Source organism: Pseudomonas sp. NPDC087612, assembly GCF_044743505.1.
Lineage (GTDB): Bacteria > Pseudomonadota > Gammaproteobacteria > Pseudomonadales > Pseudomonadaceae > Aquipseudomonas.
In genome coordinates this window covers 73,027-94,180 of the sequence record NZ_JBIUWO010000014.1, presented here as the reverse complement: position 1 = coordinate 94,180, position 21,154 = coordinate 73,027, and the positions used below count along the sequence as shown (strand labels likewise).

The window sequence follows — 21,154 nt, the reverse complement described above, 5'->3', positions numbered from 1 at the left end:
TAATTTCAAAGGCGAAACCCACCCATCTGCCGCGCCAGGTCATCGGCCAGCCCGCGCAGCGCCTGGCACTCCTCCCGGCAACCCTGCACATCCACCGCCGTTTCCCGCGCCAGGTCGGAAATCCCCTGCACCGTGCGGTTGATCTCCTCGGTCACCGCCGACTGCTCTTCAGTCGCTGTCGCCACCTGATGGTTCATGTCACTGATGTGCTCGACCTGCTCGGTGATGGTCCCCAGCGAAGCACCGGTCTGCTGGCTCGACTCCACGCCCGTGCCGGTTGCCGCCTGCCCGGCCTGCATCGACGCCACCGCACTGCCGGCACCCTGCTTGAGGCGCAGAATCATTTGCTGCACTTCATCGGTGGACACCTGAGTGCGCCGCGCTAGGGTTCGTACTTCATCGGCGACCACGGCAAAGCCGCGGCCCATCTCACCGGCCCGCGCCGCTTCGATGGCAGCGTTGAGCGCCAGCAGGTTGGTTTGCTCGGAGATGCTGCGGATCACCGCCAGCACTTCGTCGATCGACGCCACCTCCGTAGCCAGCTCCTCCACTGCACTGGCCGCCTGGCCAATCTCCTCGGACATGCCCTCGATATGGGCAATCGAGCGGCGCACTACGTCGCGGGCCTGTAGCGCTTCGCTGCGCGCGGTTTGCGAGGCGTGCGCGGCATTGCCGGCATTCTGGGCAATGTCCTGCACGGTCAGGCCCATCTCATGGACGGCGGTGGCGACCATCTCGGTCATTTCCTGCTGGCGGCCGGAACGTTCGGCGGTGTTGTCCACCACTAGCGTGACTTGCGCCACCGAGGCCCGCAAGCGCTCGCTGGTGCTCAGCACCTCGCCGATCAGGTCACGCTGGCTGTCGAGAAAGCGGTTGAAGCCACGGGCCAGGTCGCCGAGTTCGTCTGCACGGTTTTCGTCCAGGCGCTGGGTCAGGTCACCACCGCCATTGCCGATGGCCATCAAGGCTCCGGTCACGCGACGGATCGGCCGGACGATACCGCGCGCCAGCAGCACCACCAGCAACAGCGACACCAACGCCACTGCGCCGCCAATCAGGCTGGTCAGCCAGACGGTCTCGCGTACCTGGGCGTAGATCTGCGCTTCTGGCACTTCGGCGACCAGCGTCCAGTTGAGGTCACGCAGCGGCAGGCTGAGGGCCAGGTAGCCCTCGCCATCGCGCTCGAAGCGGCTGCTGTGCAGGCCCTGCTCACGGCTCAAGACAACTTTGGCAGCCTCGCCACCAATCTGTTCGGCCAACTGCCGCTTGCCGCTGAACTGCGCCTGCGGATGCACCTGGATCAAACCGTCGCCGCGCACCAGCATGACTCGCCCGTGCTCGCCAAAACTGAAGTTGTGAATCAGCTCGGACAGTTCGGTCATGCGCAGGCCAAGCCCGGCGATGCCCACCAGTTGCCCGGCTTTTTCCACCCGATAATCGATGAACAGCGCCAGTTCGCCGGTGCTGCCATCGGTGTCGATGTTCAGCAGCCGCGGGTTGCCGCTGTCGATGAAGCCGAAGAACCATTTGTCCGCCGGGTTGCTGCGGCTCAGGGTGCGGTCCAGGCCTTTCTCGTTGTAGTAGTGGTTGCTCGCGGTCGCGGCAAACAGCGCGGTAAAGGCCTGGTTGTGCTTGCGCAGGGCTTCGAGGTACTCGATGAATTGCGGCGCCTGGGCACTGTCTTCGCCCGCCGCCAGCCAGTCGCGCAGCAGGGTGTTGTTGGCGATGTCGGCCGCCGCCGTCAGCGGCCGGCCAAGCATGCGCTCGATGTCGTTACGAATCGCCTCAATGCTCGCCGGCAAGGCAGTGTCGACCAGGTAACGCTCGGTCAGCCGATTGACCGCCACGCTGTAGATGCCGACCACCACCAGAATGCTCAGCAACAGCGCTGCGCCCATGCTTGCGATCAATTGCCACTGGATACTGCGCCGCCAGAACTGCATGTATTTCCCCTGGGTAAATAAGCCCTGTAGTGCAAGAGACAGGCCAATTGTATACAACAGGAAATACAATAATGACAGTGATCCACAGCAATGCCGGCCCACCCTCCCGAAGGCGGTGAGCTGGCAAAAAGGTTTAGCTTGGGGCTTTGGAGGCGATCAGCTGTTGCTGATGGTCCGCGCAATCACATCGACCGTGGCGTTGACTTGCTCTTGGTAACGGTCGAGGGCCTGCTGGTGCTGCTGTTGCAGTTCGATCTGCTGCGAGCACAGGTTGAGGGCTGCCAGTACCAGCAGCTTGTCACCGATCAGGGTCGGGTATTTACGCTTGGTATCGGCCAATGAGGCATTGAGCATCTGCACCGCTTGCGCCAGCGCCTGCTCCTGGCCTTCGGGGGCCTTGATCGAATAATCGCTGCCGAGGATCGACACGACATTGATCGGCTGCGCTGAGGTTTTCATGCGTTCACGGCACCAACGCTGGCACGCTCAACCAGGGCCTGGATGCGTGCGGCGGTAGCGCCCTGCTTTTCTTCCTGCTCCAGCAGGCTCAGTTGCAGGCTGTCGTTTTCATCTTTGGCCTGGGCCAGTTCGGCACTGATTTGCGCGTTGCGCTCGGTCAGTTCCTGATTCTTCTGCACCAGGTCGCTGACCAGTTGCTCCAGTTGACTAAGGGAAGTTTCCAACATGATTGCCTTCTCGGGGTGTTTCAGGGGGCGCACACGATAAAGAAAAGTCCGCGTGCTAGCCAGGGATATCGGGTTTAGACGCTTCGGCCTGGTGCAGATTGACCCGCCGATCCGGGTCCGGTTCCCCGTTTTGCCTACCACCGGTCAGGAAAAAAGATAGCTGCCTCACAATTTCATCTTCGCCCGCTCAAGTCTTTACCCCGCCGACCGATAGGCATGGCAGTCCTGACTCCTGCGCACGGTTCGCGTGCCCTTTTCCCTCCTGGATACCACCATGTCCCTACGCAACATGAATATCGCCCCGCGCGCGCTTCTGGGCTTTGCTCTGATCGGTGCGCTGATGCTGGCCCTGGGTCTGTTCGCCCTGAACCAGATGAGCAAGATTCGCCAGGCCGGCGAAACCATCGAGACCTCGACGGTGCCAAGCCTGACCAACCTCGACCAACTGACCCAGCTGACCCTGCGCCTGCGCACCCTGTCGTACCGCCTGCTGCTCAACCGCGAAGCCGACACCCTGCAGGCCACCCTCAAGCTGATCGACCAGCGCAACCAGCAGATCGACGACGCGCGCCGCAACTACGAGCCGTTGATCTTCGGCAACCAGGAACGCTCGGCCTACAACCAGTACGTACAGTTGCTGGGCCAGTACCGCCAACTGGAAAACCGCATGCGCCTGGCCTCGCAGAACAATGACCTGGACACCCTGCGCAACCTGATCAACCGCGACATGCTCGACAGCTCCGAGCAGATCAACAGCGTCATGGATCAACTGGTCAGCATCAACACCGAACAAACCAGCGAGATCAACCGCACCGCCGCCGAACAATATTCCAATGCCGTGACTCTGGTGATCGGCCTGCTGCTGGCCGCCACCGCCCTGACCCTGATCTGCGCCCTGCTGCTGACCCGCAGCATCGTCAAGCCGATCGACGAAGCCCTGCAGGCCGCCGAGCGTATTGCCGAAGGCGACCTGACCCGCAGCATCCACGCCGAAGGCCAGGACGAAGCAGCGCGTCTGCTCAAGGCCATGGCCAAGATGCAGAACAAGCTGCGCGACACCCTGCAGCAGATTTCCGGCTCGGCCACCCAGCTGGCATCGGCGGCCGAAGAGCTCAACAGCGTCACCGACGAAAGCGCCCGTGGCCTGCAGCAACAGAACAACGAAATCGAACAGGCCGCCACGGCCGTCACCGAGATGACCAGCGCCGTGGAAGAAGTCGCGCGCAATGCCGTGAGCACCTCGGAAGCCTCCAAGGAAGCCACCCGCTCGGCCGGTGACGGCCGTGACCTGGTCATGGAAACCGTCAGCGCCATCGAGCGCATGAGCACCGACGTGCAAGGCACTGCCGAACTGATCGGTAACCTGGCGGAAGAGTCGCGCGATATCGGCAAGGTGCTCGACGTGATTCGCGGCCTGGCCGACCAGACCAACCTGCTGGCACTCAACGCCGCCATCGAAGCGGCGCGTGCCGGGGAAGCCGGCCGCGGCTTTGCCGTAGTGGCTGATGAAGTGCGCGCCCTGGCCCACCGCACCCAGCAGTCGACCAGCGAAATCGAACGGATGATCGGCAGTATCCAGGGCGGCACCGAGCAGGCGGTCAACTCCATGCGCAACAGCACCGAACGCGCCGAGTCGACCCTGAACATCGCCCGTGGCGCTGGCCTTGCGCTGGAAACCATCACCGGCGCGGTGGCCGAGATCAACGAACGCAACCTGGTGATCGCCAGCGCCGCCGAAGAGCAGGCCCAGGTTGCCCGCGAAGTCGACCGCAACCTGGTCAACATCAACGATCTTTCGGTGCAGTCGGCCACCGGCGCCCACCAGACCAGCGCCGCCAGTGCCGAGCTGTCGCGCCTGGCGGTGGACCTGAGCGGGCTGGTGTCGCGCTTTAGCGTTTGACCTGCAGATCGGCCAGCGCAGCCGGCTTGAGGGGGTCCCACTGCGCAATGGGACCGCCCTCGGGGCTGAAGCCGTTGTTGTAGCGCGTGGCCAGTTTGTCCACGGCATTAAGTGCCGTGGTCACCGCTCCTTCAGCCCAACCGCCGGTCCAGGACACATCGTCGCCGGCCAGGATGAAGCCATCCACCGCGCTACCGTCACTGCCCTCCTTGAACTGGCTGAACAACAGCCGCTGGTACTCGTACTGGCCCGGCAGGTTCATCTTGAAAGCCCCAAGGTAGAAAGGCTCGTTCTCCCAGTTGATCTCGACAAAGGGGTCTGCCGCAGGGAAATGCGAAGCCAGGTCAAGGCCGGGATAAACCTGATCGAGCAAGGCTGTGCACAACTCGCCATGTTGCGGCAGGCTGCCCTGACGGTCACCGAGAAACTTCAGGCTGTCGTCGTTCCAGGTATATGACAAGAAAACCCCACTACCTTTGTAGGCTCCCGGGTTTCGGCTGTAGTCCACCAGGTAGGTGCCACGGGTCAGGCGGTCAGACAGGGTAATACTCATCAGTTGCTTGCCGTCCGGCCCGCGCTGGGTCCAGAACGGCTCGCGGGTAGCGGCAAATACCTTGGCCGACTGCATGTAGTGGGTATACATCACTGCTTCCCATTGCTGCTGCGTCAGCAGCGAACGGCTGGCCTCAAGGCCTTCGGCGCCGTTCATGTAGCGGAACTTGTCGAGTATCCGCACATGCGGGGTGTAGACCACACTGGCGTAGCGCAGGCGTTGGTCGCGTCCGCTCTGCAGGTCATGGCAGAGCACTTCGAAACCGCCACCTTCGCCCGCTGTCAGGCGCTTGATCTGCCGAACTTCCTGGCGCAGCGGGTCGCCCGGAAACGCGCTCGCCAGTTCTTCCAGGGTCATGTTCTGCGGCCAGAACACGCTGTCATCACCAAAGGCCGCTGCAGGTTGCTGCCAAAGCCGTAGGGGCAACTGGTCGGCACCGTCGCGCATCAACAGGTGGTTGATATCCAGCCCGGTATACAGCACCCGCAGTACTTCCAGAAAGCAATTGGGAAAGTCGGTGTTCCAGCCACCCGTACCAAAGCCGATCTGGCCGAACAGGTTAATCTCGTCGGCAGGCCAACGCGCCTGCTCGACCATCGCGGCATGAAAGCTGAGGTTGTCCCAGCCTTCGCGCAAAATTGCATTCCACAACAGTTTGATTTTCGCCGGGTCTATTGTCCCGGCAGACATGGCGTGTTCCATTTCCTTGAAATGGATAGGCGCCTGCTCGAGAAACTCATCGAAGAACTTGATTTCAATGTTCTCGAACGCCGGCGGCCGGGGAAAGTTGTCATTGCCGACTTCGTAGTAATATTTTTCGTCGGCATAATCAACGACGGTACTAACGGCGGCGGCACTTCCGGGATTGGGAAAGTCTTCAGTGTTATCCCGCATGCGCACTTTGCTGAAGTAATGCATCAGCGCCTGGCCCGACAACGGAAAGCGCATGGCACCGCGCTCAAACGGCACGCTATCGTTGACCGCGGTCGAATACAGGCGCCCGCCTATGCGTCCGCTGGCCTCCACCAAAACCGGATGCAGGCCCATGCGCATTGCTTCATAGGCGGCAACCAGCCCGGCCACGCCGGCCCCCACCACCAGCACTTGCTGGCCATGATGCTGTGGCTGGATTCGGCCAAGCGGTGCCGGCCCCTTGTCCGCCAGGTACTGCCCATAGTCAAAAGGAAAGTCTGGAATCAGCGCCCGAACCTGATTATCCAGCACACGCTTGGCGGAAAGAATTCGTGAAGGGATCGAGGACATATCAGGCTCCGCCTGAAGGCAGTGATGAACTCACAGCATAGAGCCGGGGGTCTTCAATAGTTATATTGATTGGCAATCAAAAACACGGCACTTGAACTAGCAAAAATGCCAGTTGACGCTAACTATTTTATATCGCCTGATCATTATTTTCAGGAGAGCACACATGAACACATCATCACTGCCGCTGCGCATTGCTTGCGCCCAAGTTGCACCGAAAGTTGCCGATGTAATCCATAACCGCGAAGTTTCCAATGCAGCGATCATCGAGGCCGCCCGGGAAGGCGCGGAACTGGTCGTGCTGCCGGAGCTTATGCAGAGCGGCTACGTGTTTGAAGACCGCGACGAAGCCTTGAGCGTTGCCGAGGGTTTATACGACGCCACGGTCAAGGGTTGGTTCGCCCTCGCCCGGCAACACGAGATCATGGTGGTGGCCGGCCTGTGCGAACGCCTGTCGGCAACCGAAGTCGCCAACAGCGTAGTGCTGATCGAGCCTCAGGGCTGGATCACCTGCTATCGCAAGGTGCACCTGTGGGACCGGGAAAAACTCATCTTCACACCGGGCGAACAACCGCCACCCGTTGTGCGAACGGCCAAAGGGCGAATAGCACTGATGATCTGTTATGACCTGGAGCTCCCGGAGTGGGTACGCCTGGCTGCGCTGAGTGGTGCACAGTTGTTGTGTGCGCCCGCCAACTGGCCAGAATTCCCCCGCCCTCCCGAGGAGCGCCCGGCAGAAATCGTCCGGGTTCAGGCGGGGGCAGCAGTGAATCGCATGTTCATCGCGGTTTGTGATCGCCATGGCAGCGAACGCGGGGTCGACTGGGTGGGCGGTTCAACCATTGTCGATGCCGACGGCTTTCCCCTGGCTGGCGCCAGCAGCCTGCCCGAAGCGCAACTGCTGCTGGCCGACCTGGACCTGAGCGACGCCGACTACAAGTGGATCAGCGACCACAACCATGTCCATGAAGATCGCCAGCCGCAGCTTTACGGCGGTGTCTGCAACACTAGTACTCAATCCGTACGTCACCCTTCGGCACACTGCAGCAGGACAAAATATAACCCTCCGCCACATCGTCATCAGTGATGCCACCGTTGTGTTCCATCTCCACTTCGCCGCCCAGCTTGAGCACCTTGCAGGTGCCGCAGATGCCCATGCCGCAGGCCTTGGGGATCATCAGCCCGAGCTTGGCCGCCGCCGCGTGCACGGTCTCGCCCGGGGCGACGCGGATGCTCTTGCCGGTGGCGGTGAATTCGACTTGGTGCAGGTCGCCGGCGTCCACCTCGGCAGCTTCGGCGGCTTGTTCGGCGTGTTCCACGGCATCGGCCTTGACCTCGGCCGGGGTCGCGCCGAACGACTCTTCATGGTAGCGGCTCATGTCGTAGCCGCTACTTTCCAGCAGGCGCTTGACCGCGTTCATGTAGGGCGTCGGGCCGCAGCAGAAAATCTCCCGTTCCAGGTAGTCCGGGGCGATCAACTCCATCAGCTTCTGGTTCAGGTAGCCGCGATAGCCCGCCCAGGGCTCGCCCAAGCCGTGCTTCTCGCAAATGATATGAAGGCTGAAGTTGTCGATTCGCGACGCCATATGTTCCAGCTCGCGGTGATAGATGATGTCTTTCGGTGAGCGCGCGCTATGAACGAAAACCATGTCGACATTGCCGTTGGTGTCATAGAACCAGCGGGCCATGGACATCACCGGGGTGATACCGACGCCGCCGCTGAGGTACAGCACCTTGGGGCTGGGGAAATCCATGGCGTTGAACAGCCCGACCGGGCCGTGTACCGCCAGCTCCTGGCCTTCGTGCAATGTGTCGTGCAGCCAGTTGGAGACCTTGCCGCCGGGCACGCGCTTGATGGTCACCGAGAAACTGTAGGGCACCGACGGCGAGCTTGAGATGGTGTACGAGCGCATGATCGGCTCGCCATCGATCTCAAGCTCCAGGGTGACGAACTGCCCGGGCTTGAAGAAGAACATGATCGGCTGATCGGCCATGAAACAGAAGGTGCGCACGTCCCAGGTTTCCTGGATCACCTTGACGCAACGGACGATGTGGCGGCCGTTGGCCCAGGTCTGGGTGCTGACCGGATTGAGGAAGCTGTTGGACATGCTCGTCTCCACGGCCGACTGCGGCCTGATGGCTGCGATTCTGCTTAAGCCGCGCAGGCGACACTTACCTATCCGCGACATTGGCGTGCTTATCGCGACCAGCCCCCAGCCACGGGGGCTTACGCGTCGGAAACGGATCTGATCATGTCGTCCATGGATATGGTTCCTGCGCCCTTCGAACGCACACTCCATCGCACATGATCCTGCTGTACTTGAGCCTTGCGTCGCCATAACAACGATTAGCCACTTTCACCGGCCACAAGCACTGGCCATGAGGACCTACACGATGGACGTCACCGCAACTTTGAGTCTGGGCGATCCACTGGAACCTGCACGCAAGGCCACCGCCGAGATGCTGCAGAGCCGCGAGCGGACCTTCTCGCTGCCACAGCCGTTCTACTGCGACGAGCGCCTGTTCCAGATCGACATGGAAGAAATCTTCCAGAAGGAATGGCTGATCGCCGGGATGACCTGTGAAATCCCGACCAAGGGCAACTTCATCACCCTGCAGATCGGCAAGAACCCGATCCTGGTGGTGCGCGGTGCCGAAGGCCAGGTGCACGCCTTCCACAACGTCTGCCGCCATCGCGGTTCACGCCTGTGCACCAGCGACAAGGGCAAGGTCGCCAAGCTGGTCTGCCATTACCACCAGTGGACCTACGAGCTGGACGGCCGCCTGCTGTTTGCCGGCACCGAAATGGGCGCCGATTTCGACATGAAGCAGTACGGCCTCAAGCCTGTGAACGTCAAGACCGCCGGTGGCTACATCTTCATCAGCCTGGCCGAGAACCCGCCGGCGATTGACGACTTCCTCGCCACCCTGACCCACTACATGGAACCCTACGACATGGAGAACACCAAGGTGGCGGTGCAAACCACCTTGATGGAGAAGGCCAACTGGAAGCTGGTGCTGGAAAACAACCGCGAGTGCTACCACTGCAGCGGCTCGCACCCTGAACTGCTGAAAACCCTGCTGGAATGGGACGACGTCACCGACCCACGCGCCGACCAGGCGTTCAAGGACCACGTCGCCGCCTCGGCTGCCGCCTGGGATGCCGAGAAGATCCCCTACGCCCACGCAAGCTTCGGCCTGCGTAACCGTATCGTGCGCATGCCGCTGCTCAAGGGCACGGTGTCGATGACCCTGGATGGCAAGCAGGGCTGCCAGAAGCTCATGGGCCGGATCAAGAACCCGGATCTCGGCTCGATGCGCATCCTGCACCTGCCGCACTCGTGGAACCACTGCATGGGCGATCACATCATCGTCTTCACTGTGTGGCCGATCAGCGCCCAGGAGACCATGGTCACCACCAAGTGGCTGGTGCACAAGGATGCGGTTGAAGGTGTGGACTACGACCCGGCGCGCATGCGCCAGGTGTGGGACGCCACCAACGACCAGGACCGGCGCCTGGCTGAAGAGAACCAGCGTGGGATCAACTCCACGGCGTATCAGCCCGGGCCTTATTCGAAGACCTATGAGTTTGGCGTGGTTAATTTCGTCGATTGGTACAGCGAGCGGATGCTGAGCAACCTGGGGGCGGCGCCGGCGCCTTATCTGAAGGGTGTGGCTGCGCAGTAAAGCGGGGCCGCTTTGCGGCCCATCGCCGGCAAGGCCGGCTCCCACAGGTGGTGTGTATACCTGCAAACCCTGTGGGAGCTGGCCTTGCCAGCGATGGGACCGTACCAGCCTGTACAAATTTTGATCACCTACCGCAATCCCCCGGCCCCACTGGGCCCGTCCACACAGCAAACACTTTATCCACAGGACAGCCCACAGCTAATGTGGGCAAGTCGTTGTTTTTCCCACTAAATTTTATTGATCAATATTTGATCAAATCTCTGCACGCCTTTAAATACAAGGCTCACAGCGGAAGGCGAACACCTTATCCACAGAGACGCCAACAGACTTTGTGTGCAAAAGTCGCAGCGGTGAAAAAGCGTTGTGGATAACGCCCTGAACAACTGAAAAAACGGGCGTGGGCAGGCATAAACACGGCAATTGGCTAGTTTTTGATCAACCGTGCGCAGCCCTTGCCACACGGGCCTCTCAGCCATGGGCGAACATATTATCCACAGACCCGCCAACAGCGATTGTGGGCAAACTCAGCCTAGCCAGAGGGAGAAAACCTCGAGAAATCCACAACTTAGCTTGATCATTTTTTGACCATAACGCCGAAGGGCACGCAATGCGTGCCCTGCAGCCATACACGAACACTTTATCCACAGATCGGCCAACAGACTTTGTGAGCAACTGTCAGCGTAATACGCCCTCTTCCACCAGCAGCTTGAGGATGGCTTGCGCGCCGTCTGCGGGGCAGAGGTCCTTGAGTACTTGCCCACCACCGCCACTGGCCTTGGCGGTAGCAGCTTTCATGCGGTCGGCGCCGCTCTTGGCCTTGATCACTTTCAGGCGCTTGGGCCGTGGCTTGGCCGGCTGCAGCTCGGCGCTTGTGAATAACTCGTCTTCGACAACATCCACCTGGCGCGCTGCCAACACCCCGCGCCGGGCCGGGCCAAAGGCGCTCTGGCGCGGCTTGGGCGCGGCGTTATCCACAGTCGCCAGCAGCGGCAGGCGTACCTTCAGACGCCGCCGCTGGCCCCGTGGCAGGGCCTGCAGCACTTGGGCGACACCATTGTGGATAGATTCAACTTCGGCCAGGCCCACCACCAGCGGCCAGCCCAGACGCTCGGCCAGCAGGAACGGCAGCATCCCCGAACCTTCGCCGGTTTCCGCCTGGCTGCCGGTCAGCACCAATTGAGCGCCAGCGTCGCGCAGGTAATCGCCGAGTACGCCCAGGGCATCGGCGCCATGTGGCTGTTCGAGCACGTCGATGTGCTCCAGGCCCATACCCAGGTAAGCGCGCAAGGCCGGCTCCTGCGGGTCGCCGGCGTGCAGCACCTGCAAGTTATCCCCAGCCAGCTGCAGGCCCAGCTCTACCGCCCGGGCATCCTGCTCGGCACGTCGAGTGCGGCCAGAGCTTGGGTGGGCACCGATTGAAACCAGACTGATGACCTTGGTGTGCATAGTTATCCCCTGCCCTCAGGCCGCATCGCGCTTGACGTCGTTGCGGTAGTTTTCCACAGCCTCGATCAGCGCCTGGAGAATCGCCGCGCTGTCGCCGATCACCGACAGGTCGGCACGCTTGATCATGTCGCAGCCGGGGTCCATGTTGATCGCCACCACCTTGTCGCAGGCGCCGATGCCCTGCAGGTGCTGGATCGCCCCGGAGATACCCACAGCCAGGTAAACCCGCGCGGTCACCCAGGTACCAGTGGCACCGACCTGGCGATTGCGTGGCATAAAGCCATCATCCACAGCCACCCGCGAGGCGCCTTCGGTCGCGCCGAGGGCCACGGTGGCGCGGTGGAACAGTTCCCAATCCTTGACGCCGTTACCGCCCGAGACAATGAATTCGGCCTCGGCCATGGCGATGGCCGCCGGATCGACGGCCACCGGGCCGAGGTCTTCAATGCGCGACAAGCTGCGCACAGCACTTGTGGATAACTGCACCGGCAAGGCTTCGTGGCGGGTTTCACTGACCGGTTCCGCGCATTCGACAGCCGCCAGGATCAAGCGCGGCAAGCCGCGCACCAGGTCTTGCTGACCAGCGCCGGCGCGGCCGCTGCACTGCCCGTCCTTGACCTGCCAGACCCGAGTCGCCGGGCGTTCGCCAATGGCCGCCGCAAAGCGCCGGCCCAGCTCGCCGCCACCCGTGCGGCTGTCTGGCAGCAGCCAATGGCGTGGGCTGTACTGGTTATCCACAGCGCGCAGGCCCTGCACCAACTGCTCCGGTGCGTAACCTGCGAACTCGTCACCTTCGATGACCAGCAGGCGATCGACGCCGGCTGTGGAAAAGTTGCTTTCCTTGTGTTCGCCAAACACCACTGCCAGCACCGCGCCGTCGCTACCGGCCAGGCTGTGGGCCAGGCCCAGCAGGTCGCGGTCGTGGCTGCCCAGGCGACCGCCGACCATGTCTGGAACCACGGCGATGTAGAACGCCGGCTGTGCCACCTGGTGCAGCGGCAATTGCACCACGGCCGCAGCCGTGCGCTTGCTGCTGCCACCCTGCTGGGCGCCGCTGCGGTCGATGCGCTTGAGGCCATTGGGACCGATGAAGCCGACCCCGTGCGGGTTCTTGCGAATGATGCCGTTGGGCCCCATCCAGCTGTGTTGCTGGCCCTGCTGCATGGCCGCGTGCAGCGGGTGCAGGCGGTTGCGGGCGATCCACTCGGCGCGCGGATCACGGCGAATAATGTCGCTCATCAGTGCACCTCCGCAGGTTCACGCTGTGCCGGAGCGGGTTTGCTCGGCGCCGCCGGTTCTTCGAGAATGGCGTCGGCAACCAGTTCCGCCAGGTCCTTGATCAGCGGACGGGGCTCGACTACGCCCTCAAGCATCGCCGTGCACTGTGGACAACCCACGGCCACCAGCTCGGCGGCGGTTTCACGAATGTCGTCCATGCGCATGTCGGGGATCCGTTGTTTGCCCGGAATATCGGTAATCGGCGCTCCGCCGCCACCGCCGCAGCAGCGCGAACGCAAGCCCGACCGCTGCATCTCCCTGACCTCGATGCTGAGCGCGCGCAATACCTCGCGCGGCGCCTCGTACTCACCGTTGTAGCGGCCCAGGTAGCACGGGTCGTGGTAGGTCACGCTGCCGCCCTTGTGCTGGCCCAGGTTGAGCGCGCCTGCGCCAATCAGCTCGGCGATGTAAGTGCTGTGGTGCTGCACCAGGTAGTTGCCGCCGAAGGCCCCGTATTCGTTCTTGAGCACGTGGAAGCTGTGCGGATCGCAGGTGACGATGCGCTTGAAGCTGTACTTGGCCAGGGTCTGGATATTGCGCCGGGCCAGTTGCTGGAAGGTCGCTTCATCGCCCAGGCGCCGGGCCACGTCACCGCTGTCGCGCTCTTCCAGGCCGAGCACGGCGAAGTCCACTTGCGCGGCTTTGAGCACTTTGACGAAAGCGCGCAGGGTGCGCTGGTTGCGCATGTCGAAGGCACCGTCGCCGACCCAGAACAGCACCTCGGCGGTCTTGATGTCGCCGAGCAGGTTGAGGTTGAGGTCCGCCGCCCAGTTCATCCGCCCGCCCGGGGCGAAGCCGCCGGGGTTGTCGGTGGCGATCAGGTTGTCCAGCACCTCGGCGCCCTTGTTCGGTGTCGCGCCTTTTTCCAGGGTCAGGTGGCGGCGCATGTCGACGATGGCATCGACGTGCTCGATCATCATCGGGCATTCCTCGACGCAGGCGCGGCAGGTGGTGCACGACCACAGGGTCTGGGCATCGACCAGGCCGTTGACGATCGGCTGGTGCGGGTTGCCGCCATGCTCGCCAATGGCTTTGCCAGGATAGGGGCTGCCGGCAAACTTGGCATCGGTACCACCGGCCAGGCCAACGACCATGTCCTGGATGAGTTTTTTCGGGTTCAGCGGCTGGCCGGCGGCAAACGCCGGGCACACGGCCTCGCACTTGCCGCACTGCACGCAGGCGTCAAAACCGAGCAATTGGTTCCAGGTGAAATCCTTGGGCTTTTCTACCCCCAGCAACGCTTGCGGGTCTTCCAGGTCGATGGGCTTGAGCCCGGTCGAACGGCCACCGCCAAAGCGCTCGGCACGCCGGTGCCAGGCCAGGTGCAGGGCACCGGCGAAGGCATGCTTCATCGGCCCGCCCCAGGTCATGCCGAAGAACAGCTCGGACACGCCCCACAACACGCCAAGCCCCAGCAGCGCCACCAGCAGCCAGCCGCCGAAGCCTTCGGGGAGGATCCCGGCGACCGGCAAGGTGGCGATGAAGAAGCTTGCGGCGAACACCAGCAGGCTTTTCGGCAAGCGCATCCATGGGCCTTTGGACAGCCGCGACGGCGGATTGAGCCGGCGTTTGTAAACGAACAGCGCACCGGCAAACATCAGCGCAGTAGCGAACAGCAAGGCGTAGCCGAGAATCTTGTTATGCAGGCCGAAGCCATGCACCAGGATCGCCAGCACCGCCGCCAGGACAAAGCCGCCAGCGGTGGCCACGTGGGTGTTGGCCATGTACTTGTCGCGGGCGACCACGTGGTGCAGGTCAACCATATAGCGCCGCGGCATGGCCAGCAGGCCGCCGAGCAGATCGACCTTCGAAGGCCGACCCTGGCGCCACATCCGCACGCGCCGCAGCGCGCCCAGGACAGCAAGGCCCAGGGCGGCGAACAGGAGGATGGGGATAAGGGTGTTCAACATTTAGAGGCACCTTTCAGGTGCAAGCCTCAAGCTTCAAGCTGCAAGCAAAGGCAACACCGCGCTGCTTTTGCTTACCGCTTGAAGCTTGCCGCTCGCAGCTGCCTTAGAAATCCTTACAAAGCCGGAGCGCATCGTAGATAGCGGCATGGGTATTGCGCTGCGCCACGCAGTCGCCGATGCGATACAGCAAGTAGCCTTCGCCCGGCTGGCTGAGAATCGGCTGCGGCTTGATCGCGAACAGCGCTTCGATGTCGATCTGGCCCTTGTTGCGCGAGCCTTCCTTGAGGCCGTAGTACAGCGCCTCGTCCGGCCGTACACCGTTCTCGATCACCACCTGGTCGACCACCCGCTCCTCTTTGGCACCGGTGTATTCGTTCTCCAGCACCGCCACCAGTTTGTCACCCTCGCGGTAGACCTTTTCCAGCATCAGGTCGCCAGTCATGATCACTTCTTTGGGGTACATGCTGCGGTAGTAGGTCGGGAACGACGTGCCACCAATGGCCACGCCCGGCTTGATGTCGTCGGTGACGATCTCGACCTGGCTGCCCTTGTCAGCGATGTAGTCGGCCACCGACATGCCGGTGAATTCGCAGATAGTGTCGTACACCAGCACGTTCTTGCCCGGCGCCACCTTGCCGTCGAGCACGTCCCAACTGCTGACCACCAGCCCTTCGGCGGCGCCCCAGTGTTCGTTCTGTTCGATGAATGGATGGCCGCCCACCGCCAGCACGATGATGTCCGGGCGCAGGTCTTGAATGGTGTCGATATCGGCGGCAGTACCCAGGCGCAAGTCGACCTTCAGGCGCGCCAGCTCCAGCTGGTACCAGCGGGTGATACCGGCGATCTGGTCGCGCTGCGGCGCCTTGGCGGCAATGCTGATCTGCCCGCCGATGGCGTCCTTCTTCTCGAACAGGGTGACGTCATGGCCGCGCTCTGCTGCCACGCGCGCGGCTTCCATGCCCGCAGGCCCGGCGCCAACCACCACCACCTTGCGCTTGGGTCCGGTGCTTTTCTCGATGATGTGCGGCACGCCCATGTATTCACGGGAGGTCGCGGCGTTCTGGATGCACAGCACGTCCAGGCCCTGGTACTGGCGGTCGATGCAGTAGTTGGCACCCACGCACTGCTTGATCTGGTCGATCTGGCCCATCTTGATCTTGGCGATCAGGTGCGGGTCGGCGATGTGCGCACGGGTCATGCCGACCATGTCGACATAACCGCCTTCGAGAATGCGCGTAGCCTGGTTCGGGTCCTTGATGTTCTGCGCGTGCAGCACCGGCACCTTGACCACTTCCTTGATGCCGGCTGCCAGGTGCAGGAACGGCTCGGGCGGGAAGCTCATGTTGGGAATGACGTTGGCCAGGGTGTTGTGGGTGTCGCAGCCCGAACCGATCACGCCGAAAAAATCCAGCATGCCGGTGGCGTCGTAGTACTGGGCGATTTCCTTCATGTCCTCATGACTGAGGCCATCGGGGTGGAACTCGTCACCGCAGATGCGCATGCCCACGCAAAAGTCCGGGCCCACTTCGGCACGCACGGCCTTGAGCACTTCCAGGCCGAACTTCATCCGCCCTTCAAAGGTGCCGCCCCATTCGTCGGTGCGCTTGTTGACCCGCGGGCTCCAGAACTGGTCGATCATGTGCTGGTGCACCGCCGACAGCTCGATGCCGTCCAGGCCACCTTCCTTGGCCCGGCGCGCGGCCTGCGCGTAGTTGCCGATCACCCGCCAGATTTCTTCTGGCTCGATGGTCTTGCAGGTGGCCCGGTGCACCGGCTCGCGCACCCCCGATGGCGACATCAGGGTCGGCCAGTTGAAGCCGTCCCAGCGCGAGCGACGGCCCATGTGGGTAATCTGGATCATGATCTTGGCGCCATGCTTGTGCATGGCGTCGGCCAGGTTCTGGAAGTGCGGGATGATGCGGTCGGTCGAGAGGTTCACCGACGCCCACCATTCCTGTGGGCTGTCGATGGCCACCACCGAGGAGCCGCCGCAAATCGCCAGGCCGATGCCGCCCTTGGCTTTCTCTTCGTAGTACTTCACGTAGCGCTCGGTGGTCATGCCGCCGTCGGTGGCGTAGACCTCGGCGTGCGCAGTGCTCAGTACCCGGTTGCGGATGGTCAGTTTGCCGATCTGGATCGGCTGGAACATTGCTTCGAAAGCCATGGCAGGATCCTCGACTTACAACGGCTTGACGATGAACAGGCCGTCGTCGTGGCCTTCTTGCGAACCGCCGTAGACCTGCTCGGCGACCGTGCGAATGTTGCTGCCGCGGGCGGCCAGGATCTGGTCCATGGCCCCGGCGAACCAGCCGGTGAACATGTAGTCGACCTTGCGCCCGACCTTGCCGTACACATAGACGAACGCCGAATGCTCGAGCTTGACGCTGGCGGTGCCCTTGTCGAGGTCGATGTCCTGGATCTTGAACAGGCCCCAGCCGCGCTGGGACAGGCGCTTCATGTAGTGCTCGAACACCGCCACGCCTTGCAGGCCGTGGCATTCGGCCTCTTTCTCGCACCAGTGCCAGGCAGACTTGTAGCCGGCCTTGTAGAGGATCTCGGCATAGGCCTCGGCGCCCAGTACTTCCTCGATGCCCATGTGGTTGTTGACGAAGAAATGCCGCGGCACGTACAGCATCGGCAGGGCGTCGCTGGTCCAGACACCGGTTTCGCTGTCGACTTCGATAGGCAATTGCGGGGCGATCTTGGCCATGGAAACTGAACTCCAGAAATGTGGTATTCACGATGCAAAGCCGCTTTGGCTTTGCTCTTCAATAAACAGCCGCTGTGAATGCCTTTGGAGCCGTAGCGAGCACGTCGAGAGTAAGAAAGGACCGGAGCGAAAGGCGAGACAGTACCGAGGTACGGCGAGCTTTTCGCGAGGACCTGACGCAGCTATCGGCGAGCGGAGTAGGCTCCAGAGGTATTCACTCGCCCCAGACGTCCTTTAGAACGTTGACCCAGTTCTCGCCCATGATCTTGCGCACCACGCGCTCGGAGTGGCCGCGTTTGAGCAGGGTCTCGGTGAGGTTGGGGAACTCGCCCACGGTGCGGATGCCCAGCGGGTTGATGATCTTGCCGAAGTTGGTCAGGCGCCGGGCGTAGCCCTTGTCGTGGGTCAGGTACTCGAAAAAATCCTGGCCGTGGCCTTGGGTGAAGTCGGTACCGATGCCGATGGAGTCTTCACCGACAATATTCATGGTGTATTCGATGGCTTCGGCGTAGTCGTCGATGGTCGAATCGATACCCTTGGCCAAGAACGGCGCGAACATGGTAACGCCGACGAAACCGCCGTGATCGGCAATGAACTTGAGCTCTTCATCGGACTTGTTGCGCGGGTGCTCCTTAAGCCCGGAAGGCAGGCAGTGGGAGTAGCACACCGGCTTTTTCGATTCGAGGATGACTTCTTCGGAGGTCTTGGAACCGACATGGGACAGGTCGCACATGACCCCGACGCGGTTCATCTCGGCGACAATCTCGCGGCCAAAACCCGATAGCCCGCCGTCACGCTCATAGCAACCGGTACCGACCAGGTTCTGGGTGTTGTAGCACATCTGCACAATGCCCACGCCCAGCTGCTTGAACACCTCGACGTAGCCGATCTGGTCTTCGAAGGCATGGGCGTTCTGGAAGCCGAAGAGGATGCCGGTCTTGCCCAGTTCCTTGGCCTTGCGGATGTCGGCGGTGGTGCGCACCGGCATCACCAGGTCGCTGTTGTCGCGGATCAGCTTCTGGCTGGCGGCGATGTTGTTGACCGTGGCCTGGAAGCCTTCCCAGACCGACACTGTGCAGTTGGCCGCGGTCAGGCCGCCCTTGCGCATGTCCTCGAACAGCTCGCGGTTCCATTTGGCAATGATCAGCCCGTCGATAACGATGCTGTCGGCGTGTAATTCGGCTGGGCTCATCAGGCTGTCCCCTTTATTGGTAAAACCTGCGCCGAATCTTCTGCCGGCGCTTTGGAGCCAGCATATGCCTAGGGGCAATGTCGCCCAGATGCAAAAACGACAGGGGAATTGCCGAAAGCGTCAACGTCTGCTGAAGGGGGGGCAGTTTGTGCCGCGGCGAACCCTGGGAATAGAAGCGCGTCCCTCTGGGTTGCAGCAGTGGTCGCTCTATCATTGCTCGACCAGCCAGGAGGCTGGCGCCCTTTACAGGAGTAACGACATGCTGCAATCGGATCAACTTGACTTCATCAGTTCCCTTGAGCTGCCTGCCCGCAAACCCGTCATCGCCACTCGCGCGGCGTTTGCGGCAGCACCCACCCTCCCGGGAGTCGCCTTCGACGAAAACACCGACAATGGCGTCGTCGTCGGTGAAAGTGCCATCGGCCTCACTGACTCGCTGTCGGAACAAAACAGTATTGATGTAATGAACTGCATCTCCCTCATGCAACAAGGGGCAGACAAGAAGTTCGACAAGGAAACCCAGCGCAAGCAGTGGTATGAGTTCTACACCAAAGGCCTGGCGACATTGGGATGGAACACTACCAACAACGCCTCTCAGCTTTACACCCCACGCGCCAGTGAGTTTTCCATGGACCAGATTGCCCTGGAAATCATTGGCGCGGTGTCCGGTGGCGGTGCATTCAGGAGCATTGCGGAAAAAACCCTGAATGGCCTGCAAAAAGACCAGGGCGCACTGAACCTGCTGGAAAACAACAGCGCCTCGGAATCCTTCGGCACCTTCCAGATTCTTCCGTGCCTCGAGTCCAGCAAGGGTCAGGTAGCGATGGTGCTCAATTGCCTGGAGTTCAAGAAACAGGTCAGGACCAAGCGCGTGCTGTTTTTCAAATTCAAGAAAACCAATGTGACCATCTATCGGGCTGCTAGCCAGGTTCAGTTGAACACCAATCTGTATGCCCGCATCCGTTCTGCGGTAGAAGACAAACTGGCCGGTGGTGCAGAAAACTTTCTTGAGCAATTCGAGATTTGATACTTCGCGTGCCGATGCCCGGCATCGGCACTGCCCATCGCAAGGAGTGCCAACATGCCCATTGCTTTCGAAAGTTATATCAACGCTGCGCAGATTGCCTGTTTATCCACGCACCTACCTGTGAGCACCAAGGAAGACCTATTGAGATCGAGCCTGCTCGCGCAAATGTCTGCCGACAAACAGCCGTATCAATCTATCCAGGCGTGGCACTCGCACTACAGTAAGGCGCTCGGTAAGTTAGGCTGGGTTTTCACCACCGAGCAGTTGACCGAATACACCTCAAGCCTGGGAAGCACAATCACGCTAATGGAACTGCTTCAGCAGGTTGCCAATCCCTATGCGATTCCAGCGCAGGTGTGGACTGCATTGAACGAGCCGGGTCAGCCCGACCCCAAAAGCACTGTTCTGCGCCAATCTGCTTTTAAACCGCTGGCTGGCCAGGACCGGCTGTTGATCACTATTGAAGTGCTGATTGCGCGTTCGTCAACGGCGATCAAGAAGATCAGTCTGGCCCTGGAGACTAAACCCTTTAACGTCACCGATGACTGGCTAAAGCATTCGTTTTCCTGTCAGAACATTCTGCGCCCAATCCAGATCCGCCACAGTGATGCCAGTCTCAAAGCAAGCTACAGCAGCCTGAGGAGCACCGTGACCAGCAAACTGGGTAGCCACATTCAGCAACTCACCTTCGAACTTCCCCACCCGTGAATCGCTGGCTATTCCACTGATACTGTCGCACTGGTCAATCCTGGCAATGCGGCAGTATCCGAGCCCCTCGCAATGAACACCTCTATGGATTCAACCCCGATAGTTATTCCACCGGCACTAACGCCGGCAACTCGCAGCCTGGTCAACTACCACAATAACACTCTACCGGGTGCAGTGAATGCTGCGGTGGCAGCGGATAGTGTCCTCAGTTTCAGTGACCGACTGACAGATACGCGGTGCAAGAGCGTGTTGAACAGCACACTTTTTGCGCAACTGTTGGCTCAACAACAAACGCCCCCGGGTCAGGACTGGTTTGCCAGCTACTGTGCGATCCTGGCAACCCTGGGCTGGCGCTTCACCGGCGTCTGGAAAAAACAGGTCGAGCTGCATCACCTGTATTGGACATTGCTCGAACTGGCGTTCTCTACCGTTGCACAGAACTCGCCCGTACTGGACCTCACGCAAGTTCAACAGGTCGACAGAACGTTCAGGGCGCTCCTGCAATCCACAGCTGCCCGGGAAGTGTTCAGAATCGGCAATGACAACCATGCGTTCAACAGCTTTCAGTTCATCCCTGTCAACGAGCGGGCCAACGGTCTATTGGATGTCCAGTTGCACAGGCTGGAGCTTTCGTCTGCTGTGCCAGTGACAAGCCTCCTTGACCGTCAGCGGCTTGAATCCAGAACCATGGTAAAACTGGAAATTCACCAGGTGCAGTTTCATCCCCTGGGAAATCACGCCATACAGCGAATGATCCAGGAGCGTCTTGGCCAGATGGCCGAAACATTCATCGTCGGCCTGATGATCTGAACTGCCCTGGGTAGAGGACTCGACACTTCGCGCCTCAGGTGGTT

General features: G+C 61.3%; 17 protein-coding genes and 2 pseudogenes. 7 read left to right on the top strand and 12 right to left on the bottom strand.

Features of this window, described 5'->3' with window-relative positions; translation table 11 throughout:
* Nucleotides 1-5: 5 nt before the first annotated feature.
* The 4 genes and pseudogenes from ACIOVF_RS25290 to ACIOVF_RS25275 form a co-directional block, all read right to left on the bottom strand.
* Complete coding sequence (locus tag ACIOVF_RS25290; RefSeq protein ID WP_401293444.1) at nucleotides 6-734, bottom strand: methyl-accepting chemotaxis protein; 729 nt, start codon at nucleotides 732-734, stop codon at nucleotides 6-8.
* Nucleotides 735-866: 132 nt separating this feature from the next.
* Nucleotides 867-1,898 (bottom strand): annotated as a pseudogene (locus ACIOVF_RS25285) (cache domain-containing protein); the annotation flags it as partial.
* 201 nt (nucleotides 1,899-2,099) lie between these two features.
* On the bottom strand, nucleotides 2,100-2,402 hold the full coding sequence (locus tag ACIOVF_RS25280; protein WP_038998322.1) for a cell division protein ZapA: 303 nt from the start codon (nucleotides 2,400-2,402) through the stop codon (nucleotides 2,100-2,102).
* Entirely contained in the window at nucleotides 2,399-2,629 is a 231-nt protein-coding gene (locus ACIOVF_RS25275; protein ID WP_045202365.1) for a hypothetical protein, read from the bottom strand. The genes ACIOVF_RS25280 and ACIOVF_RS25275 overlap by 4 nt, the downstream gene beginning before the upstream one ends.
* A gap of 274 nt (nucleotides 2,630-2,903) precedes the next feature.
* Here ACIOVF_RS25275 and ACIOVF_RS25270 point away from each other — a divergent pair.
* Nucleotides 2,904-3,674: pseudogene (locus ACIOVF_RS25270) on the top strand (MCP four helix bundle domain-containing protein); the annotation flags it as partial.
* Complete coding sequence (locus ACIOVF_RS25265; RefSeq protein ID WP_371128665.1) at nucleotides 3,657-4,529, top strand: methyl-accepting chemotaxis protein; 873 nt, start codon at nucleotides 3,657-3,659, stop codon at nucleotides 4,527-4,529. The pseudogene ACIOVF_RS25270 and the gene ACIOVF_RS25265, both read left to right, overlap by 18 nt.
* Here the strand turns inward: ACIOVF_RS25265 and ACIOVF_RS25260 are convergent.
* The gene (locus ACIOVF_RS25260) at nucleotides 4,519-6,345 is read right to left on the bottom strand and encodes an FAD-dependent oxidoreductase (protein WP_401293357.1); all 1,827 of its coding nucleotides are present in this window, start codon (nucleotides 6,343-6,345) and stop codon (nucleotides 4,519-4,521) included. The two genes, ACIOVF_RS25265 and ACIOVF_RS25260, sit on opposite strands and share 11 nt — an antisense overlap.
* Nucleotides 6,346-6,508: 163 nt before the next feature.
* On the opposite strand from ACIOVF_RS25260, the gene ACIOVF_RS25255 reads away from it, so the two are divergent.
* Nucleotides 6,509-7,429, top strand: a complete 921-nt coding sequence (locus ACIOVF_RS25255; RefSeq protein WP_093378727.1) for a nitrilase-related carbon-nitrogen hydrolase — start codon at nucleotides 6,509-6,511, stop codon at nucleotides 7,427-7,429.
* On the opposite strand, the gene gbcB is transcribed toward ACIOVF_RS25255, so the two are convergent.
* The gene (gene gbcB / locus ACIOVF_RS25250) at nucleotides 7,350-8,450 is read right to left on the bottom strand and encodes a glycine-betaine demethylase subunit GbcB (protein WP_093378723.1); all 1,101 of its coding nucleotides are present in this window, start codon (nucleotides 8,448-8,450) and stop codon (nucleotides 7,350-7,352) included. The genes ACIOVF_RS25255 and gbcB overlap by 80 nt on opposite strands.
* Nucleotides 8,451-8,736: 286 nt before the next feature.
* On the opposite strand from gbcB, the gene gbcA reads away from it, so the two are divergent.
* Nucleotides 8,737-10,029: a glycine-betaine demethylase subunit GbcA gene (gbcA, locus tag ACIOVF_RS25245; protein ID WP_115084934.1), complete on the top strand. Its 1,293-nt coding sequence runs from the start codon at nucleotides 8,737-8,739 to the stop codon at nucleotides 10,027-10,029.
* Nucleotides 10,030-10,704: 675 nt separating this feature from the next.
* Here gbcA and ACIOVF_RS25240 read toward each other — a convergent pair.
* The 6 genes from ACIOVF_RS25240 to ACIOVF_RS25215 all read right to left on the bottom strand — a co-directional run bounded on the left by ACIOVF_RS25240 (nucleotide 10,705) and on the right by ACIOVF_RS25215 (nucleotide 18,565).
* Nucleotides 10,705-11,475: an electron transfer flavoprotein subunit beta gene (locus ACIOVF_RS25240; protein ID WP_045202289.1), complete on the bottom strand. Its 771-nt coding sequence runs from the start codon at nucleotides 11,473-11,475 to the stop codon at nucleotides 10,705-10,707.
* A 15-nt stretch (nucleotides 11,476-11,490) separates the two neighbouring features.
* Complete coding sequence (locus ACIOVF_RS25235; RefSeq protein ID WP_258608398.1) at nucleotides 11,491-12,714, bottom strand: electron transfer flavoprotein subunit alpha/FixB family protein; 1,224 nt, start codon at nucleotides 12,712-12,714, stop codon at nucleotides 11,491-11,493.
* Entirely contained in the window at nucleotides 12,714-14,663 is a 1,950-nt protein-coding gene (gene dgcB, locus ACIOVF_RS25230; protein ID WP_401293350.1) for a dimethylglycine demethylation protein DgcB, read from the bottom strand. The genes ACIOVF_RS25235 and dgcB overlap by 1 nt, the downstream gene beginning before the upstream one ends.
* A 103-nt stretch (nucleotides 14,664-14,766) precedes the next feature.
* Nucleotides 14,767-16,827 carry a dimethylglycine demethylation protein DgcA gene (dgcA, locus tag ACIOVF_RS25225; protein ID WP_401293347.1) on the bottom strand — a complete coding sequence of 687 codons (2,061 nt, stop codon included), beginning with the start codon at nucleotides 16,825-16,827 and terminating at the stop codon, nucleotides 14,767-14,769.
* 15 nt (nucleotides 16,828-16,842) lie between these two features.
* On the bottom strand, nucleotides 16,843-17,373 hold the full coding sequence (locus ACIOVF_RS25220; RefSeq protein ID WP_045202287.1) for a 4-vinyl reductase: 531 nt from the start codon (nucleotides 17,371-17,373) through the stop codon (nucleotides 16,843-16,845).
* A 214-nt stretch (nucleotides 17,374-17,587) separates the two neighbouring features.
* Nucleotides 17,588-18,565, bottom strand: a complete 978-nt coding sequence (locus ACIOVF_RS25215; protein ID WP_123565301.1) for a dipeptidase — start codon at nucleotides 18,563-18,565, stop codon at nucleotides 17,588-17,590.
* A gap of 259 nt (nucleotides 18,566-18,824) precedes the next feature.
* Here ACIOVF_RS25215 and ACIOVF_RS25210 point away from each other — a divergent pair, with 259 nt between their 5' ends.
* The 3 genes from ACIOVF_RS25210 (at nucleotide 18,825) to ACIOVF_RS25200 (ending at nucleotide 21,110) form a co-directional block, all read left to right on the top strand.
* Nucleotides 18,825-19,592, top strand: a complete 768-nt coding sequence (locus ACIOVF_RS25210; RefSeq protein ID WP_093378697.1) for a hypothetical protein — start codon at nucleotides 18,825-18,827, stop codon at nucleotides 19,590-19,592.
* A 54-nt stretch (nucleotides 19,593-19,646) separates the two neighbouring features.
* Nucleotides 19,647-20,300, top strand: a complete 654-nt coding sequence (locus ACIOVF_RS25205) for a hypothetical protein (protein ID WP_045202282.1) — start codon at nucleotides 19,647-19,649, stop codon at nucleotides 20,298-20,300.
* 72 nt (nucleotides 20,301-20,372) lie between these two features.
* Nucleotides 20,373-21,110, top strand: coding sequence for a hypothetical protein (locus tag ACIOVF_RS25200; RefSeq protein ID WP_401293341.1), 738 nt, complete (start codon nucleotides 20,373-20,375; stop codon nucleotides 21,108-21,110).
* The last annotated feature ends 44 nt before the right edge of the window (nucleotides 21,111-21,154 follow it).

Excerpts from the sequence above, each read along its gene's own strand:
- ACIOVF_RS25235 (WP_258608398.1), bottom strand. The coding sequence starts at position 12,714 with ATGAGCGACATTATTCGCCGTGATCCGCGCGCCGAGTGGATCGCCCGC.
- ACIOVF_RS25260 (WP_401293357.1), bottom strand. The coding sequence starts at position 6,345 with ATGTCCTCGATCCCTTCACGAATTCTTTCCGCCAAGCGTGTGCTGGAT.
- ACIOVF_RS25255 (WP_093378727.1), top strand. The coding sequence starts at position 6,509 with ATGAACACATCATCACTGCCGCTGCGCATTGCTTGCGCCCAAGTTGCA.
- ACIOVF_RS25220 (WP_045202287.1), bottom strand. The coding sequence starts at position 17,373 with ATGGCCAAGATCGCCCCGCAATTGCCTATCGAAGTCGACAGCGAAACC.
- ACIOVF_RS25265 (WP_371128665.1), top strand. The coding sequence starts at position 3,657 with ATGGCCAAGATGCAGAACAAGCTGCGCGACACCCTGCAGCAGATTTCC.
- gbcA (WP_115084934.1), top strand. The coding sequence starts at position 8,737 with ATGGACGTCACCGCAACTTTGAGTCTGGGCGATCCACTGGAACCTGCA.
- ACIOVF_RS25290 (WP_401293444.1), bottom strand. The coding sequence starts at position 734 with ATGGTCGCCACCGCCGTCCATGAGATGGGCCTGACCGTGCAGGACATT.
- dgcA (WP_401293347.1), bottom strand. The coding sequence starts at position 16,827 with ATGGCTTTCGAAGCAATGTTCCAGCCGATCCAGATCGGCAAACTGACC.
- ACIOVF_RS25215 (WP_123565301.1), bottom strand. The coding sequence starts at position 18,565 with ATGAGCCCAGCCGAATTACACGCCGACAGCATCGTTATCGACGGGCTG.
- ACIOVF_RS25240 (WP_045202289.1), bottom strand. The coding sequence starts at position 11,475 with ATGCACACCAAGGTCATCAGTCTGGTTTCAATCGGTGCCCACCCAAGC.
- ACIOVF_RS25200 (WP_401293341.1), top strand. The coding sequence starts at position 20,373 with ATGAACACCTCTATGGATTCAACCCCGATAGTTATTCCACCGGCACTA.
- ACIOVF_RS25210 (WP_093378697.1), top strand. The coding sequence starts at position 18,825 with ATGCTGCAATCGGATCAACTTGACTTCATCAGTTCCCTTGAGCTGCCT.
- ACIOVF_RS25275 (WP_045202365.1), bottom strand. The coding sequence starts at position 2,629 with ATGTTGGAAACTTCCCTTAGTCAACTGGAGCAACTGGTCAGCGACCTG.
- dgcB (WP_401293350.1), bottom strand. The coding sequence starts at position 14,663 with ATGTTGAACACCCTTATCCCCATCCTCCTGTTCGCCGCCCTGGGCCTT.
- ACIOVF_RS25280 (WP_038998322.1), bottom strand. The coding sequence starts at position 2,402 with ATGAAAACCTCAGCGCAGCCGATCAATGTCGTGTCGATCCTCGGCAGC.
- gbcB (WP_093378723.1), bottom strand. The coding sequence starts at position 8,450 with ATGTCCAACAGCTTCCTCAATCCGGTCAGCACCCAGACCTGGGCCAAC.
- ACIOVF_RS25205 (WP_045202282.1), top strand. The coding sequence starts at position 19,647 with ATGCCCATTGCTTTCGAAAGTTATATCAACGCTGCGCAGATTGCCTGT.